An 18501-nucleotide genomic window follows, 5' to 3' on the forward strand; every position below is an offset into this window, starting at 1 on the left:
TGCTTTTTGAGAAGTTACAAAATCCTTTATTTATTAACTGTGCATTAGATGCTTGCTTTACATTGGATGAACTATTATCACCTTTATGGTTTTTATACCAAGCACGTAACATATTGATACCTAAATATACCAAGTATAAAACGCCGACTATTTTTACTGCATAGGCAAATAACGGCATAGCTTGCATTAACTGACCTAAGCCAAAAGCCACTAATAAAGTTTGCAAAATACCCGCTAAAAATACACCTAGAGATATCATCAAACCAGACTTAAACCCTTTAGTAGAAGAATAAGAGGAAATAAGCACTAAATCAGGGCCTGGCGATATCACTAAAAAGAAAACAGCTGTAAAAAATAAAGGTAAAACAGATATATCTATCATTAAACGCCCCGATGTTTAGTATAAAAAACAGAACCGATTACTTTACTTCTAAATCAAAAACAACACTGATTGATGCTGAAAATTTAATGTTTTCTTGTAAATATCGACCAGGCTTAGGTGCAGCACCTTTCATTGCACTCATTTGTACCATTTCAGCATCTTGGTTTGCGCCATAGCGATACACACTACTGTTTGAGTTTGCATTTATACTATAAATTCGACCTAAATCTGCATCAAAAGCATTTGCTAACGAACGTCCTTTTTCTTTGGCATTTTTAACAGCTAATGCATTTACTTCATCTTTAAACGCCGCTTCTTTTGATGATTTTAATTCAATATTTCGCACAGAATTAATTTTCACACTCAAAGCATGATCTATAAAATCATTCAACTTTTTAATATTATTTAATGTCACTTTTAAAGTACGTCTAGCAACATAGCCTGTAATGGTTGGGTTTTCATTATTTCGATATGAATATCTAGGCTCAGTTGAAATACTAGAAGCTGATACATTGCTTTCATCTACTTTAAATTTTTCTAAACCATCAAGTAAATTATTTACACGTAGATCCACTTCGGTTTTTGCTGCTAAACTCGTTTTATTATTACTTTCAACATAAAGGTGTATTACAGCAATATCAGGTTTAGCACTTAACTCTGCTGTACCTGTCACTGAAATATGACGATTATTTGGTAACTGGGTATTTGCGAGACTTGTAAAAGACATCGCAATTAAAGCGATAGAAGTTATTAATTTCATAGAGTTTCCTATTAACAATCATTTAATGATGTATTGCACGTTGTAATGCATCTCTGTTTTTATCTAAATCTTCAAAACTATTCACTGATTTGATCCATATGCAAAATACTTCATAAAAGCTGAACCTTCACTTAATATTAAACTTTTGATTCAAAAATCTCATGGACTATACCTGAGGGATCTTTAAATGCCGTATAACGACCCCACTGATTTTCATTTGGTGCTTGATGAACAAACTCGACGCCTTTGCGCTTAAGCTGTTTGATTTTTTCATCTAAATTATTTATTGTCATAACTAATGTCGAATTTGACTCATAACCATGCTGATAGTTCAGTGCGATAGTATTACCTTAAAAAATAGATACTTGATGATCACCAAACTTTAACCGAACACAGTTTTCATGCTCTGAGATAAACTCAAAGCCTAAAATATTAATATAGAAATCTTGCGATATTTTAAGATCATGCACGACAAGTAAAGTAGAAATACCAGTTATCATAATGAGTGACTTAGCTTGATTTTTTCATATAACTAATTGGATTATCTATGGTGTCAAAACCATATTTTGCATAAAGGCCATGTGCATCACTTGTTCTTAATAACCAATTAACGCATTGTAAGTCATGGTGAGAGAATATAGCATCAAGTAAAAGCTGACCAATTCCTTTACCTTGATAATTTTCAAAAACAAATACATCTAGTAAATAAGCAAAAGAAACAGTATCAGTTACCACACGTGCAAAAGCAACTTGTTCATTCTTGTAATACACACCAAAACACAGAGAATTTTCTATGCTGGCTGTTACTTCGTCTAAGGATCTACCTTTTGCCCAATAGGATCTATTTGCTAAGTAATCATGAATTTTAACTATATTTAAGCGGTTTTTATCCGTCGTTATTTGATATTTATTACGCATTACTTACCTTTATTGATTAATTAAATAGCGAAAAGTGTTGTACTGGCATGTAAAATATTTAAAACTTTAACCTAACACCCGACTTAATCAAAGATTTATTACTTTTAATACCTTCATATTGGTCTGAATTTCGATCCATTTTCTCACCCGTAATAAATAGATCCAAATCATCATTAATACGATAATTCAGTTTACCTCTAATAGACTGACTTTTATCTTGTTTATCACCATCATAGGTATTATCTTTAGAGTAATCTAATGTCAAATCAATCATCGTAAATGAAAATTTAAGAGCAGGTGTTATTGAATATATTATTGCCCCCGTGTACTTGAGGCCAGTATGATCTGAATTACCAAATAACTCATAAAAACTCGGATCTGGATGTTGAATTTGATCATCAGTATCTAGATAATCAAACTTTGTTAATAGTAATAAATCATTATTAAAAAACAATTTAGACCATGTAAACGTAAAAGTGCCTGTATTACTTTTTATTTCATCAAAAGAAAACGTATATGTGTCTCTTTTAAAAAGAGCTTCTTCGTAAACTCTATCCCTCCAGTTAAAACCAAACTGCCATTTTCCAAAGTCATTAAAATAAGCCAAATTTGCTTCTAGAGCATAAGCTTGTACTTGCGTTTTACTATCTCTTTGTAGCAATCTATAATACGCAAAATAGCTTATTTCAATTTCTTTATTAAGTCGCCAATTAATTTCAGAGTCCAACGTTATTTGAAATTTACTATAACTTTGCAAATCTACATTATTAGTTTTCTTTAAATTAAGTGAACTAGTCCATGTTACTTTATCAGATGTATTAAATTGATATTGATGTTGCAGATTCAATCTTAAATCATTAAATTGACTGTTTTTTTTAAGTTTACGTATTTCATATTGCCCTTCATTTTTCAATAAAAAGTTACCTAAAATATCATAAACATTGCCATTATTTGCTACTTCTAAAATAGTTCCATCATTTAATTGAATAAAATAACTATCATAATATGGGTCATCTTCTAAAAAATAATCACCAAAAGAAAAACGTACATTATCATCATATCCGAAAGCCACTTCAGCATTACCTTTAAAGGTGTTCCTATTATTTACAGAGTTACTTTCTATTTTTTCAACCAATTTCTTATTTAGCTCTATAAGAGCTTCTATTTTTAGGTTTGAAATATTTGCACGTACATTATCTGGGAGTTCACTGATATCTAAGACTTTATTTAATTCAACAATTGCCAAATTAAGCTCATTTAAATGCATATAAACAATTGCAAGCTCTACCCTAACTCGATGTAGTTTATCGTTTAATTTAAGCAAAGATTCAAAAGCATATTTGGCCTCAATCCAATTGTTTTTTTTAGACTCTGTCATGCCTTTTGTAAACAATTTATCGACTTCACTGGGATTATTAGCAAACGTTTGTGATGTTAGCAATAATAACAAGCCGTAAGTGAGTTGGTTAACAACTTTAAAATTCAGACTCATGACTAAGCTCCTGTTTCAAATCAGCTTCCATCGCTTTTAATTCAGCCATCATTTTTTTAATATTTTTAGGTTTTTTCATTTTATCGATCACTTTTTTCTTATTGTTTTTTTTAGCAAGTACACCATTGGTATTGTCTAATAGGTTACTTTTATCTAATTGATTAAGCTTATTTTCTATATATCCTTGTATACCTACTCCATATTTAGGGTAAACTAAGGGGGAGTTGTTCCAATCACTCCACTGATCAACACTGTCTTTCTTCTTTTTAGATGTTTCAATTTGCTGTTTACTTTTTTGTTCTTTTATTTGCGGGTTAGAATTTACCCAAGATGAATACGATAATAGTATAAATAAAGTAATATGAGTTAAATATTTAATGGTAAAAATATTGATTACAGGCATGACTTTTCACTTTCAATTAAAGCTGTTAATTTTAAGGGAAATAATAATGTAAAACGTGCTCCCCCTAACTCATTATTACATGCTGTAATACTTGCTTTATGCTGCATCGCGACTTGCTTTACAATTGCGAGGCCTAAACCATAACCACCATTTTTACTATTTCGACTTCCTTCAGCTCTATAAAAAGGACTAAATAATTTGGAGATGGTTTTATTATCAAGACCGTTACCATCATCATCAATTTGCAGTTTTAAATGTTTATCTTCAATAATAAGTGTGAGTGTCAATTTTGAATCAGCATATCTCGCTCCATTGTTTACTAAATTATCCAAAAGTCTATTTAGTAACGGTTCGTTTCCTTCTAATATGAAATTTTTTGGCAACTTTGAAATGACAGCTATTGTTAATTTTGGATAGAGTAATTTATAGTTTTGTAATTGTTCAGTCACCAATTCCATTATATCAATGGCATATATATTTATACGAAGTTGCAATGTGAGTTTTTCATAAGTAAGTAATTCATCAATCAAAGTACTCAACTGATCTAGATCTTTGTTACAACCTAAAAGAGCCGGGTGCTTTTCATCCAAATCCGCTAATAACATTTCTAAACGAAATTGCATTTTTGCAATAGGGGTTCTTAAATCGTGTGATACAGCTCTGATCATATAAGCTTTTTCATCTAATAAACTTTTAATACGTTCAGCCATATTATGTACTTTCAGTGTTAGTAGATCTAATGCACTAGTATCTGCTGACTGCTCTATTTCTAGTGTGTTATTTGGACTAATTGCATCTACTTTGTCATGTAATTGATATAATTTTCCTGTTAGATGCTTAATGATAACAAAGACACTCAATGCAATTAAAATCAAAGCAAATATAAAAACGGAAACAACAATATGAAATGGATAAGGTTCAAAGAAATCAATAGAACCCATATGTAATAAATCTGATGTACTGCCCCATGGGGCATACACATTTATTGATAAACCGCGACCATAATGCTTATCCCATTCGATAATCGTTTCTCCACGATCCAAGCGCTCAAGTTGTCTACTATCCAATACTAAATCTTGACGGGACCTACGGTATATTGGGTATGAAAAAATCTGACTGATGTCATCAAAAGCACTCTGGCGTTTACTCACATCATACCGGCCAATTTCATTTAGCAATAAAAAAGCTGTCGCAGTTGCTATTTGCTCTGTAAAACCTTCAAACTTAAACTCTAATATTTTATTAGCTTTATTTAGTTTTTGTTGGAGTACAAATAATTCAGAATTAAGCTCTTCTTTATAAATAAAAGCGTTTTTTTCATCGGGATTTTGAAATGGTTTTTTTAAATTTCTTATGGATAAACCGGCATTTAATAAAGAAGCAGATAATGTTAACCAACGTTGTTGATTTTCACCTTCTTGCCTATTTACACCTGCTTTTAATAAATAAGCAGTACCTGACATCACCTCTTGTAGGTGAGTTTGATATCTATATTGATTAAGGTAACTAAAAGCCGTATATGAAAGCAGTAAAACAGCAAAAATACTCAATAATATAACGCTATAAATTTCCCAAAATAGGCGTTTCAAAAATGGTTTCTCTCTGTGATGTAAAATAATTAAATGATAGTTTATTTATAAGTTGAATTTTAACACTAAAAATTGAATTTTATGTATCAGTTTGTATCAACCATTTATTTAGATTACAAATTTTTTCAACTAAACATAAACCCATACCAAAGCCAAATTTTTCACTCTTATTAATTTGCTAATCTCTATCGGTGTCTTAGTTCAACCATTAAATGAAATTAATTATGTGTCAGTTAACCCCTTAATAATTATAAAGCAGCCTTAACATCAGCCACAGCTGATAATAAAAAACTGAAGTTGAAGCTTTATTACCACAACTTATGTTAGATGGTGTGCATTTAAAGGATGCTAAATCTAAGCTTTCTGATATTCAATTACCACTTGATTGACTTGGTGATAGTGCAAGTGACATTAATGCTAAACACTACAGATATTTACATAGAAAATAGCACCTCTAAAATTCGCTAGAGTTGAACTAGATGATCGCTTTTTTAAAATTATAAATTTTTAGTTTTCGAGCAGAGTCCCCGACAATTTCACATTGATAGCTTTGTAATATTTTTTGTGCTTCATCATACTTTCCAGATGCTAACAACTCAGAATACGATTTTTGACATTTATTAAAGTCTTTTTTTAACTTATTTCTATTTGAGAGGTAGCTTTGCTTAACACTATTATTTTTATTTTTAACCGCTTCCATGGCCAAGCCACAGTAAATGTTATCAAAGTTTTTACCAGTACAAGATTTATCTCGAAATTTCTGCAACTCCCCCCCACTATATCGATCTTGAAGCTTTGAAATTTCTATTGCTTTTTTTGCTTCAAATGCGTCTTCATATGCTCTACACCGAGCTTTAGTTTTCATTAAAACGGAATAATTATTTTTACAACTTCTTCTAATAGCCACATAATCTAAATATGCTAACTGCTTCATTTTCAATAATTGTTCAGCATACTCGTTGTTAAAGTTATATAATTTTATTCTTTCTAGTCTCATAATTTCTTGTTTTTCTCGAATTTTATGTTCAAATTCGATGTTGTCTATACTTGCTTCAAGTACATTTTTTGCAGCAATGCATTCAGGATTTTCAGAAATAATTTTAACTTCAGCTGCATTTTTAGTTGCTAAAGCATCTTTAAGAGAAAGCCAGCAGCTATGAGATTTGAGTTTAGCTTCATTAAGGTGACTTTGATAATAATCAGTATAGCTTTCGGTACATCCTGTAGAAAGGGCAAGTAGGCTGATAAAAAAAATCCGTTTAATATACATTAAATATTCCTTTAAAATTAATTACATATGCAATCCTTTACATATCCACCATACTATACTTATATTTTAGGTTATGTACAATAGTCAAATATCCAAAAAACTAAAAAATGCTTAAGGTTTTAACTGTTATCTTTAAATATTTTTTGATCTATTCAGTATCATTTATACAGATTATTTTTATTCTATTATGGTTAAACCTTCACCCGCCTGACAAACAAAAATTGAAGCTTCTAAATTAAAGTTTTGAGCATAATTATTTTTTACTGCTTTTCTTATCACAGCAATATCTTCAGCACGACATAAACATATGATTGCACCACCAAAACCACCGCCTGTCATACGCACTGCACCTCGTTCTTGTAAAGCCTCTTTACATATTTCAACTAATCCATCTGTAGCAGGTACAGTCACTTCAAAATCATTTTTTAGTGATTGATGAGATTCATTCATTTGCTCTCGTAAGCTGCCTATATCATTATTTTTTAATGCATCAGTTGCTTTTATAACACGGATGTTTTCAGTTATGACATGATGGGCTCGTTTGTACTCATTGATTGTTAAGTCTTTCTTTACTGCATCTAACATTTTAATTGTGCTATGACGTAAAGTATTCACGCTCATTTTTTTAGCTGCTTGTTCACAATCAATACGACGTTGATTATATTCACTCTCTACTAGTTTTCTTGGGTAATTTGAATTGATAATAACTAAGCTCAAGTCATCAGGTAGAAATACAGAGCTTGTCTCTAATGATTCACAGTCAATTAATAGTGCATTATTTACTTGCCCTTTAGCTGATATTAATTGATCCATAATACCACACTGGCAATCCATAAAATCATTTTCAGCTTGTTGACCAAATAATGCTAATGCCTGCTCATTCAATCCTAATTTATTGACATGATTAAATGCGCCACCAACAGCTACTTCTAATGCTGCCGAAGATGATAGCCCTGCACCTTGAGGTACATTACTTTCAATTAATAAATTAATTCCTGTTAATTGTGCGCCACTGCGCTTTAATACAAAAGCAACGGCTCTAATATAGTTACCCCATTGAGAATTACCTTGAGTTATATCTGTGGATAAACTAAAGTTATCTTTCTCATTTGGATATTGTAATGAATGCACAACAACTTGATTGTCAGCTCTGGGTGAAAAAGCAACTTTGGTATTAAATTCCAATGCGCAAGGCAATACAAAGCCATCATTATAATCGGTAAATTCACCTATAATATTTACTCTGCCAGGTGAACTTGCAATACCTTGTGGTTTACAGCTGAATATCGCTTCAAATTTTTTATTTAATGATTCTAGATTCATATTATTTTCCGTGTTTATAATGTGTAGGTGCTGTAGAACGTAATATTTTAGCTGCTGTTTCTGCACTAAGATCTCTTTGGCTTTCAGCCAGCATTTCATAACCTACCATATGTTTCTTTACCGATTCAGAACGTAAAAGTGGCGGATAAAAATGGGCATGTAAACGCCAGTGACTATCATCATCTAAATTTGAAGGTGCACTATGCCAACCCATTGAATAAGGAAAACTACAGTTAAAAATATTGTCATAACAGATTGTTAGCGCTTGTAAAGCAAATGACAAAGATGATTTTTGTTCTTGATTTAATTGTCCAAAGTGACGAATATCATCTTTAGCTACTAGCATAGTTTCAAATGGCCAAGCAGCCCAAAAGGGCACTACAACTAACCAATGGGCATTTTCTATAACCACACGAGACTGTTCATCAATTTCACGATTTACATAATCATTTAATAAGTTAGAACCATATTGTTTTTGATAAGAAAGTTGATTTGTATTTTCTAATAAAATCTCAGTAGATAAATGATCATGCGCCCAAATCTGACCATGAGGATGAGGCTGAGAGCATCCCATTACAGCACCTTTATTTTCAAAAACGTGTACACAACTGTATTTACTCGCAAGTGCGACATAATTGCTTTGCCATGTATCAACGACTGCATTTATTTCTGTTATAGATAACTCAGGTAAAGATTTATTATGTTTAGGTGAAAAACATACTACACGACACTCACCATTAGCAAAATTAGCTTTAAATAATGGATCATTTGGTTCAAAATCTTGCCCCTTCGCTGATTCAGTAAGTAAGGCACCAAAATCATTTACAAAAACAAATGTATTTTGATAGTCAGGGTTATATTCATTATTTACTCTAGCATTACCTGGACATAACGGACATGTTGCCTCATGTTCAGCTAAGTCATCAACTGAGGACTCTTCTGTTGCACCTAGCCAAGGTCGATTATTTCGATGTGGAGAAACTAAAACCCAGTCTCCCGTAAGGGGGTTTTGCCGTCTATGGGTAAATTCAAAATCGTTCATATTATTTCTCTAAATTAGTGAGCCTAAATAATTTGGTTTTATCTAATAAATAATATTTATATTATAAATAATACTTTATTTTTATGTACAAATAAGAGTGTGAGGGGTCATTTTTAAATAAGTGATTTAGGAGAGATCTGCATATGAATACACATTTTTCCTTTAGGAGGTAGCGATTTTATACCTGTATTTTTATAATTTCTTGCAGCCATATTTATCGCGTCAGTCATATGGGTTACAGGCTCAATACATACAAAATCAGCATTCTCGGGGCTATATACAACTAAAAAATCACAATTTTTTGAACTTGTAATATTCGCTTTAGCTTGCCATTCAGGCCAATGGATCTGCGCCTTATGGGGGAAATTAATTAATGTATTGTCAAGTACAGTATCATTAATTTTAAGGCCTTTTTTATATTTAAAGTCCGTTGGTGCACTTGTAATTTCAGTCGGCATACACTCATCATCAATCGCCCACATTTGTGATATATTGGTCTGTAATGAACATTTTGATGTGCGTGTAAAATAAGGGTGAAAACCTAAACCTGCTGGCATATTTTCATTAGATAAGTTAGTTAATACCATCGACATTGTTAATTTTGTACCTGTTATTTTTAATGTTTTCCTTACCAGATAACTAAATGGCCATAGATCTGCGGTGTATTTATATTCTAAAGTCACTTCAGAGTCATTTTGTGATATCACTTGCCAGTGAGTTTGCCAACCATGACCGTGAATCACATGCTTTTGGGGTAAGTGATTTAAAGGTAAATATATTTGTTTATTTTGCCAATTAAATTGACCATTTCGAATACGATTAGAAAAAGGCACTAAAGGGAAGCTAGCAGTATCGTGTATTGAATCAGCTTCATTCGCATTGCGGAAAATATCTCGGTATTTACCATTGAGCATAGCCGAGTACTTTAAAATACTTGCCCCCATTTTTGCATCGACCACTACTTTTGCTACATCATTTTTTAATACGACAAGGCACATTTACTAACCTATATTTTATTATTTAGAACATATATATTTACAACTTTTGGTGGACTGAATACTGAGCCACACTTCTTAAATTGTAAATCTATTCAGACTTATACAACTCTTTTTTAATGTATACGATTACCACCAAGTAGTATAAAAACCGACAAGTATGAAACACACTGCAACTGTTGAAAGACTAAAGCTTGTTGAAGTAGCAAAGCTTATACCTTTTAAGTCTATCGCATTTTTATGACTGTCTTTGTTTTCGACATTTGATACCACAATAGCAAGCATCATACATAGTATAAATACAAAACCCACACGATCCATAAACGGTAGTTCAGGCCACAATATTTTGAATGTGAATGATAAAATAACTGATCCTAATGCTGCTGCAAGACCACCATTTGCAGTTGTTTTTTTCCAAAACATACCTAATAAAAATAAAACAACAATGCCAGGCGTAAAGAACCCAGTAAACTCTTGAATATACTGGAATGCTTGATCAAACTGACCTAAAAGCGGCTTAGCTACTAACATCGCAATAATCAAAGCAGTAAAGCTAACGATTCTACCTACTGTGACATAATGCTCCTCACTTCGCTGTTTTTTATCATTTTTATATAAATCCATAGTGAAAATTGTGGCAACACTGTTTGTCATAGAAGCCAAAGAAGAGACGATTGCTGCAATCAATGCTGCAAATACTAACCCTTTAAGACCTGATGGCATTAAATTCATAAGTTCAGGATAAGCCTGATCAGGTTTGCCTAAATCAGGGAGCAATAACACAGCTGCAATACCTGGTAATACAACAATAATTGGCATTAATAACTTTAAAAATGCAGCAAACGCGATGCCTTTTTGGCCTTCACGCAAATTTTTTGCCGCTAAAGTACGTTGAATGATATATTGATTAAAACCCCAATAAGATAAGTTCATGATCCACATACCACCCACTAATACAGAAATACCAGGTAAATCAGCATAATGCTCACTTTCAGGTGATAAAATCATATCGAACTTTTCAGGAGCTTGCGCCATTAAAACGTTAAAACCCTGAGTAAGGCCTTGCCCTTGACCAATTAAATCAAGGGCCATATAGGATAAAAATAAACCGCCAAATACTAATAACACAACTTGAATGATATCGGTAAATGCTACCGCTTTTAAACCACCGTATAAAGAATAAGCAAGTGAAAATACACCTAAAAATATCATGCCATACAACATATCTATGCCCGTGATGGTATTAAGTGCTAATGCTCCCAACCATAAAATTGCAGTTAAGTTTACAAACACATAAACACCTAACCAAAATATCGCCATAATAGTTCGTACACGACGATCAAACCTTTGCTCCAAAAATTGCGGCATAGTATAAATTTTTCGCTCTAAGAAAATAGGTAAAAAGTATTTACCCACTATCATCAAGGTAATAGCAGCCATCCATTCATAAGATGCAATTGCCAATCCTATTTTATAGCCTGAACCTGACATACCGATTATTTGCTCTGCTGAAATATTAGCTGCAATTAAAGATGCACCAATCGCCCACCAAGGTAGGTTATTTCCTGCTAAAAAATAATCATTAGCATTTTTTTCATGTCCTGATTTCTCTCGTGATACATAATATGCAATGCTGATTAAGGCGATGACGTAAAACACAAAAACTGACATGTCTAGTGTCGATAAAGTCATAACTTACTCCATGTTGATTTAGTATTATTTTTAGATTTTATAAAGTTTTAATGTGTTTTAAAGCTTTATATTCATCTCTACAGGCTTATTTATATGATATATACTATTATTTTATCACATTAAATAAAACCAATATTTTATACAATATGCAGTTTTATTTAATGTGAACCTAAAGCCGAAAAGCTAATAAAATTACTATGTGGCATCATACGCAGTATTTTTTATTCATTTTAAAGCCAAAAATTGATAGATAAGATTATGTATTATTCTGAGTACAGAAGGTTAAAAGATAAAATGCCATTTGAATGCTAATCATTATCCAAATTTAGGTCTAGATTAACAGATCGCTCCATCGCTTTATTAAGACCCCCGTAAAACAGCACTATTCATACTCAACTTTTAAAGGCGTAAATAAAATTCATATTTGTTGAAATTATTCATTACGGGATATCCATATAATTACACAGCAGAGTAAATGATGCATTTGACGATAATACGACTTTAACTCAAATCACAATTGATAAGGAAAATAAAAATAAGCTTCAATTTAGTTAATAAAGTTAAGTCGAAATCAAGGCTTCATTTCGACTTAACTAGGCTTCTGTGTTAACATTTATGAACAAATCTTTGCTTGCCTATACTCGGCGAACTATATTCATACTTATCTCGATTTTACTAAACTTTCCAACGATGGACTGTGATTAAAGATAACAGTATTGAGAACAAGTTAAAGAGCAGCTTTAATTATTACTTTTGATAACTGCTATTTTTACTGGTATTAAAACACGGTTAATTAATTTATGAAAAATAATACAGATATTTATAGTATTGATAATACTGACTATGAAATCGGACAAGATAACATACAAAAATGGGGATTTGACGTTCATAACCCTGTTTTTGGAGTCAGTACGGGATTAATTTTAATTTTTTTAATTTCGATTTTAGTAACAGATTCTGAAACTGCGAAAGCTGCATTAGACGGTATAAAGTGGCATATTATTGGCACTTTTGATGCGTTATTCATGTGGTCTGGTAATATTTTTGTCTTATTTTGTTGTGCATTAATAATCTCCCCCTATGGAAAGATCCGCATAGGCGGTGAAGATGCCAAAACTGACCATTCTCGTTTATCTTGGTTTGCCATGTTATTTGCTGCAGGTATGGGCATAGGATTGATGTTTTGGGGAGTTGCAGAGCCCGTCGCTTATTTAACCTCTTGGTATAAAACGCCTTTAGGAGTTGAACCTAATACAGCTGAAGCTGCACGCTTAGCATTAGGTGCAACTATGTATCATTGGGGATTACATCCTTGGGCCATCTATTGTGTTGTGTCACTTTCACTCGCGTTTTTCACTTATAATAAAGGACTACCACTTTCTATTCGTTCAATTTTTTATCCTTTATTAGGTGATAAAACTTGGGGATGGCCTGGTCATATTATTGATATATTTGCTGTTCTGGCTACATTATTTGGTTTAGCTACCTCTTTAGGACTTGGCGCGCAGCAAGCAACTAGTGGTATTAACCATGTATTTGGCACCAATGGCGGTATTGGAATGCAAATTTCAGTTATCGTTGTTGTCACTGCATTAGCTGTTTTCTCTGTTACAAGAGGGCTCGAAAGCGGTGTAAAAAAACTAAGTAAAATCAATATGATTCTCGCCTTTTTCTTATTGATATTTGTGATATTTTCAGGTTTTTCTGTTATTTTAGGTACAATCCCAACGACCCTATTTTCTTATGTAGAAAATATTATCCCACTGAGTAACCCTCATGGCCGTGAAGATGAAGCTTGGCTACAGGGCTGGACTGTGTTTTATTGGGCTTGGTGGGTATCATGGTCACCATTCGTTGGCATGTTTATCGCTCGAATATCTAAAGGCCGTACCATTCGTGAATTTGTCACCGCGGTATTAGTCATCCCAACACTTGTTACCATTGTTTGGATGTCTGTTTATGGCGGTATTGCAATAGATCAGGTAATGAATAAAGTGGGGATTTTGGGCACCGAAGGGTTAACTGAAGTGCCATTAGCTATGTTCCAAATGTTTGATTCTTTGCCTATGAGTTCACTACTTTCAGTTATCGCGATTGTGCTAGTGATCGTCTTTTTTATAACTTCATCTGACTCTGGTTCACTAGTTATCGATAGCATCACCGCAGGCGGTAAAATTGACGCACCAGCACCGCAACGCATTTTTTGGGCTGTTATTGAAGGTTTAATCGCTGCAACATTATTATGGGTTGGTGGCACAAAAGCAATTGAGGCATTACAAGCTGGCGCTATCTCTACAGGGTTACCATTTACTATACTCTTACTATTAATGTGTGTATGTTTATTAAAAGGCTTAAAAACTGAACCTAGATAAATCTGTCTTAATGATATGGGTACACTATCTCCCGACCTACCCATGCTACTTGAAAGTGCAGATTTCAGAGCTTGGGTAGGAGTCGAGTACAAAGCATGATTTAGAATTCATGGTTACTCCTTGATTATAAATCATCATGGCGTAATCATTTTCTCCCCCAAACTCCCCTAAGGCAAGACGATTTATAAATATCAATTAACTTTGATTTATAGCTATTCTCACTCTAATCTTAAGTTATCATCCTCTATTCCTAACTTTAAGGATAGTTATGACAACCGTAACTTCAATTATGGCTGATGATTTATTCACTTTAGGTATAAAAAATACATTATCAGATGCCCGTATCATGATGGTTGAAAACCGCATTCGACATATTCCCATAGTAGACGATGCAAGAACCCTTTTAGGTTTAATTAGCCAACGTGATGTACTTGCAGCTGAAGAATCCAGTTTATTAGTGACAGATGAATTTCAAAGATTTAATCATGAAAAAAGAGTAAAAATTGTTGAGTTTTACCGCAATGAGATAGTCACTATTAACGCCAAAGCTTCTGTGCATCAAGCCGCTTTAACAATTCAAAAATACAAAATAGGCTGTTTACCAATCTTAGCTAATGGTAAGCTTGTAGGCATAGTAACAGCAAGTGACTTTGTTAATGTTGCGATTAATTTAATTGAAGTATTAGCCGCACAAGAGCCTGAATAATGATCTTATTTCAGTTTATTTAAAATGTGCGATGATAACCCTGTCTTATCCTTTGCTCATGCATAAATAAAATAACTTTTGAGTCATACTTGTTACTCCATGCTGTCATTTCAAGTATTATGGGTTTACAGATAGGCTTTCTGACATGTCACAAGCGAAATTGCGATTTCTCATCCACAACATAGGCATTAGATAGAATTTATGACTGGCAATATCCAATTTAAAGTATAGTTTTATGCCTAAAAAGATCCCTGATTTTTTAAGATAATTTGTCTGAACGCAAATAACTAAATATACTTTAAAATGCCCCTTTAAATCATCACTTGATATATATTCAAATTTTGATTTGAATTAGCAATTTCCATATATTCTGGAAGTGATTTAATAAATTTCGCTCCCGATTTCTTTGCGATGCTAATACTTGCCAAGTTGTCTTCTAAACATCGAAATTCTATTATTTTTGCATCTGAATATTTGATTAAATATTGCGGTAGCTTATTTACTATATCACTTATTATACCCTTTTTATAAAAGTAATGAGATAACCAATAACCTAACTCTGCTATACCAGTTTGTTTACAAACAGATTTAATGGCAAAAATACCACAGTCTTCATTATTAAATTGAATTTTGAACCAAACAGAACCGACTAGTCCACTATTAATACGCTTTAATATATATTCTTCAGCTGTTTTAATATTAATAACATCTTTAACCCAATATAAATATTGACCTAACTCAACACGACTTTGTTCTACTAAAGTAAAAATGCAGTGAGCATCAGCTCCTTTTAGCGGAATTAATTTAATTTTATCCGTTACTTCAAAATTCAATGCATGATGCCTTTCAGTTATTTAATTATCATTACTAAACTATATCAAGTTTCATTTCTTTTATTTCTTCTGGCTTTAACAATCCAGATAAATGCGTCATTATAACATTAGCATGCGCTTTAACTTCAAAACCATAACCTTGTCCATGACCTATTTCTATAAAAGATAAGTAATTCATAGAAATCCTAATTTCACCTATTTTATCAATCACAATAATTGAAGGAGAATTAATACCTGAGCTTTGACAGACCAGCCACTCACCTTCTCGCTTTATTAAGTTCTTGATATTATTTTTCTTTTTATAAATACTCGATTGTTTATACGCAAGCGTAATAATATTTATCAAAGTAAAAATAGCCATAATAGTATATTGAACTTCTATTTCATCCAATAAAGAATATAAATACCCAAAAACAAGCAATAGAATAACCGCAGTTATTATTAATAACTTAGATAATATATTTTCATTTTTTATCATAACTTCCAAACTATCGTATTGCTTAACTAACATATAAATATTAGGGTTAAGCAAGTTTTTCTAGTAAAGGAACAGTAACTAAATTTAGTATCATATACAATCAATATCTAATTCATTTATATAAAGTCATTAGACTTAATTTTTTTGTTTTAAAGTGGAAAACGTATTAAACAGTGCAATAATAAAAATATTTAAAGCCAAATATGAACACCAATAAACACTTGACATAGCTGTGTTTTTATTGACGATAATGACATACGACAATAGCAATAGGATCCAGCCTAATACTTTAAATGCTTTTGCTTTATTATCTTCAAGAGGTCTTTTAAAAACTGAACGAAAGTGTTTACTCATTGCCATAGATAAAAACCATAAAGCAATTAGTTGCATGAAAAAACTGACTAACATAATGCCCCCACTTTAGTTTTTATTTCAGGTTTTATATTTTTAACTTCAGATTTTGCTCTAATACCTTTAAGCCATTTATATATACTTAAACAAACGCCTCCCGACACTATTATTGCTAAGTCAAAGCCAATATAGGCCATATTTTTATATTCTATTGCTTGTATCAGCCAGTTTGATTCAATCAAAAAGTCAATCAAAGGTAATAGTAATAATGCAAGTCCTGTAAAAAATAAAATCTCAGACCATGCTTTTGAAGTAGAACGAAAAAAACTATAAATTAAACAAATAAGCCAAACGCATAAAAAAGTATTCACCTCTAATTCTGCACGTGACGTTATACTCAAAGGTATTATTCTGTTTGCATAAAAATAGCTTGTTATAGCTAACAATAATCCTGCTATTCCCGCTATATTTAATTTTTCAACTAAAGTATGACCAAAATGCCGTTTTTTAACTTTATCCAAACGTTTTTTCAACCAAATAATGAGTCCACTTCCTATCAAAATACAGCTAGCGACACCCATAAAAAATAATAACCAACGTAAAACAGGCTGAGCAAAATGTGCTTCATGTAGTCCATAAAATATTCTACGTATCTTTCTCGCCGTACGTTCAGGTTCAATAGGCGCTAATAGCTCACCGCTTTTTGCATGAAATGCTAATACTTCTAATTTATTTGTTAGTGAGATAAATGGTTTGCGATAAACAATGATACGGCCATTAAAATCATATGGTTGATCATACACAACTCTTTTAATTGCCGAATTTTCAGCCCAATGTGATTTTACGATATTAACAATAGGCGTTAAATCTGTAATTGGCTCAACAGCAATATTTGAAGTAATGACTTTAGGTAAAGAAGTTGATACTTTGGAATTTAAGTCTCTATAGCCATTATCAAAATGATACTGGGCACTAAAAGGCATATAGATACCGATATAAATAAGTAACGCACTAAAACTAATCACAAAACAAAATGGCAAAGTGATCACACCCATTACAGCATGTGTATCTGTTAGTGTTTTCATTAATTTATTAAGACGAATAGTAAAAAAATCTTTAAAAAACCGCCTATGTGTGTAAACGCCAGTGAAAATACCTATAAGCATCACCATAGCCGCAATACCAGCTATATACCGACCACCATACTGACGAAGCTCTAATGTATAGTGAAAGGTTCTAAAAAAATTACCACCATTTGTATCCCTAACTTCAATTTCATTAAATGTTTGGCTGTCTAAAGTCATTGAAAATCGTTTTGCTCTTTTTATATCCGGTATAGACCAAGAAATAACAAAGTGATTGTTTCGCTCTGTAGGTAAGCGAATTTGCCAACGTTCAGATTTATCTGATTGTTCATTTAAAAGTGATAAAGATTTATTAAGTAATTTATCTGATGATTTATTACTGCCAAGTTCAGGCTTCATCCATTGGCTAATCTCATGGTTAAAATAACTTAAAGTTCCAGTAACAAATATTGCAAATATTAACCAACCAATTAATAAACCGCTATAGGTATGTAACCAAATCATGGATCTTCTAAAATCTGGTTTCATAAAATAGTTCCTATGTAATGTATTAAATAAAATACTAAACAAATCAAGGTAATATCACGCCAGACTAGCAACACACTTGCGCGATTAAAACTAAAAATCACACATGAAAAATAAAATACGTAACTAAAAATTGTTCCTAAATATACAGCATCAGCTTTGAAACAACCAAACACATACATAAATATTGGCACTAACGCAAAACTGCTAGCAACAGCTAAAGCATAACCACCTAAAATGGCAGCTAAAGAACGAAAAGTGATATTCAATCTATAATTCATTATT

General features: G+C 32.2%; 20 protein-coding genes. 2 read left to right on the forward strand and 18 right to left on the reverse strand.

What is annotated here, in order from left to right; all coding sequences use genetic code 11:
- The 13 genes from CJF42_RS05570 to CJF42_RS05625 all read right to left on the reverse strand — a co-directional run.
- On the reverse strand, positions 1–382 hold a 382-nt coding region (locus CJF42_RS05570), incomplete at its 3' end, for a LysE family translocator (RefSeq protein ID WP_141235484.1).
- A gap of 37 nt (positions 383–419) precedes the next feature.
- Positions 420–1142 carry an SIMPL domain-containing protein gene (locus CJF42_RS05575; RefSeq protein WP_095365735.1) on the reverse strand — a complete coding sequence of 241 codons (723 nt, stop codon included), beginning with the start codon at positions 1140–1142 and terminating at the stop codon, positions 420–422.
- Between the two features lie 137 nt (positions 1143–1279).
- A complete protein-coding gene (locus CJF42_RS28465) occupies positions 1280–1435 on the reverse strand; it encodes a VOC family protein (RefSeq protein WP_252097536.1) in 156 nt (51 codons plus the stop codon).
- Between the two features lie 57 nt (positions 1436–1492).
- The gene (locus tag CJF42_RS28470) at positions 1493–1642 is read right to left on the reverse strand and encodes a VOC family protein (RefSeq protein WP_252097537.1); all 150 of its coding nucleotides are present in this window, start codon (positions 1640–1642) and stop codon (positions 1493–1495) included.
- A gap of 10 nt (positions 1643–1652) precedes the next feature.
- Positions 1653–2060, reverse strand: coding sequence for a GNAT family N-acetyltransferase (locus CJF42_RS05585; RefSeq protein WP_095365736.1), 408 nt, complete (start codon positions 2058–2060; stop codon positions 1653–1655).
- Positions 2061–2118: 58 nt separating this feature from the next.
- Positions 2119–3552 (reverse strand): tetratricopeptide repeat protein, encoded by a 1434-nt coding sequence (locus tag CJF42_RS05590; protein WP_095365737.1) that lies wholly within the window; start codon positions 3550–3552, stop codon positions 2119–2121.
- Positions 3536–3955 (reverse strand): hypothetical protein, encoded by a 420-nt coding sequence (locus CJF42_RS05595; RefSeq protein ID WP_095365738.1) that lies wholly within the window; start codon positions 3953–3955, stop codon positions 3536–3538. Before CJF42_RS05595 ends, CJF42_RS05590 begins: the two co-directional genes overlap by 17 nt.
- On the reverse strand, positions 3946–5544 hold the full coding sequence (locus tag CJF42_RS05600) for an ATP-binding protein (protein ID WP_170940484.1): 1599 nt from the start codon (positions 5542–5544) through the stop codon (positions 3946–3948). The genes CJF42_RS05595 and CJF42_RS05600 overlap by 10 nt, the downstream gene beginning before the upstream one ends.
- A gap of 475 nt (positions 5545–6019) precedes the next feature.
- Positions 6020–6814, reverse strand: coding sequence for a hypothetical protein (locus CJF42_RS05605; RefSeq protein ID WP_095365740.1), 795 nt, complete (start codon positions 6812–6814; stop codon positions 6020–6022).
- A 177-nt stretch (positions 6815–6991) separates the two neighbouring features.
- Positions 6992–8137, reverse strand: coding sequence for a galactokinase (galK, locus tag CJF42_RS05610; RefSeq protein ID WP_095365741.1), 1146 nt, complete (start codon positions 8135–8137; stop codon positions 6992–6994).
- 1 nt (position 8138) lies between these two features.
- The gene (locus CJF42_RS05615; protein ID WP_095365742.1) at positions 8139–9179 is read right to left on the reverse strand and encodes a UDP-glucose--hexose-1-phosphate uridylyltransferase; all 1041 of its coding nucleotides are present in this window, start codon (positions 9177–9179) and stop codon (positions 8139–8141) included.
- A 113-nt stretch (positions 9180–9292) separates the two neighbouring features.
- Complete coding sequence (locus CJF42_RS05620) at positions 9293–10177, reverse strand: aldose 1-epimerase (RefSeq protein WP_095365743.1); 885 nt, start codon at positions 10175–10177, stop codon at positions 9293–9295.
- Positions 10178–10303: 126 nt separating this feature from the next.
- Positions 10304–11866, reverse strand: a complete 1563-nt coding sequence (locus CJF42_RS05625) for a sodium/sugar symporter (RefSeq protein WP_095365744.1) — start codon at positions 11864–11866, stop codon at positions 10304–10306.
- Positions 11867–12666: 800 nt separating this feature from the next.
- Between CJF42_RS05625 and CJF42_RS05630 the strand changes: the two genes are divergently transcribed.
- The gene (locus CJF42_RS05630; protein WP_095365745.1) at positions 12667–14238 is read left to right on the forward strand and encodes a BCCT family transporter; all 1572 of its coding nucleotides are present in this window, start codon (positions 12667–12669) and stop codon (positions 14236–14238) included.
- Between the two features lie 268 nt (positions 14239–14506).
- The gene (locus CJF42_RS05635; RefSeq protein ID WP_095365746.1) at positions 14507–14944 is read left to right on the forward strand and encodes a CBS domain-containing protein; all 438 of its coding nucleotides are present in this window, start codon (positions 14507–14509) and stop codon (positions 14942–14944) included.
- Positions 14945–15255: 311 nt separating this feature from the next.
- Here the strand turns inward: CJF42_RS05635 and CJF42_RS05640 are convergent, their stop codons facing one another.
- From CJF42_RS05640 to CJF42_RS05660, 5 genes are all read right to left on the reverse strand, one after another.
- Positions 15256–15777 (reverse strand): GNAT family N-acetyltransferase, encoded by a 522-nt coding sequence (locus tag CJF42_RS05640; protein WP_170940485.1) that lies wholly within the window; start codon positions 15775–15777, stop codon positions 15256–15258.
- Positions 15778–15811: 34 nt separating this feature from the next.
- Positions 15812–16288, reverse strand: a complete 477-nt coding sequence (locus CJF42_RS05645) for a hypothetical protein (RefSeq protein WP_141235486.1) — start codon at positions 16286–16288, stop codon at positions 15812–15814.
- Positions 16289–16390: 102 nt separating this feature from the next.
- Positions 16391–16663, reverse strand: coding sequence for a DUF3325 domain-containing protein (locus tag CJF42_RS05650; protein WP_095365749.1), 273 nt, complete (start codon positions 16661–16663; stop codon positions 16391–16393).
- Entirely contained in the window at positions 16657–18219 is a 1563-nt protein-coding gene (locus CJF42_RS05655; protein WP_095365750.1) for a PepSY-associated TM helix domain-containing protein, read from the reverse strand. The genes CJF42_RS05650 and CJF42_RS05655 overlap by 7 nt, the downstream gene beginning before the upstream one ends.
- On the reverse strand, positions 18216–18485 hold the full coding sequence (locus CJF42_RS05660; RefSeq protein ID WP_141235487.1) for a hypothetical protein: 270 nt from the start codon (positions 18483–18485) through the stop codon (positions 18216–18218). Before CJF42_RS05660 ends, CJF42_RS05655 begins: the two co-directional genes overlap by 4 nt.
- Positions 18486–18501: the final 16 nt, after the last annotated feature.

The sequence above is a fragment of the Pseudoalteromonas sp. NBT06-2 genome, from assembly GCF_002276045.1.
Classification (GTDB): domain Bacteria; phylum Pseudomonadota; class Gammaproteobacteria; order Enterobacterales; family Alteromonadaceae; genus Pseudoalteromonas.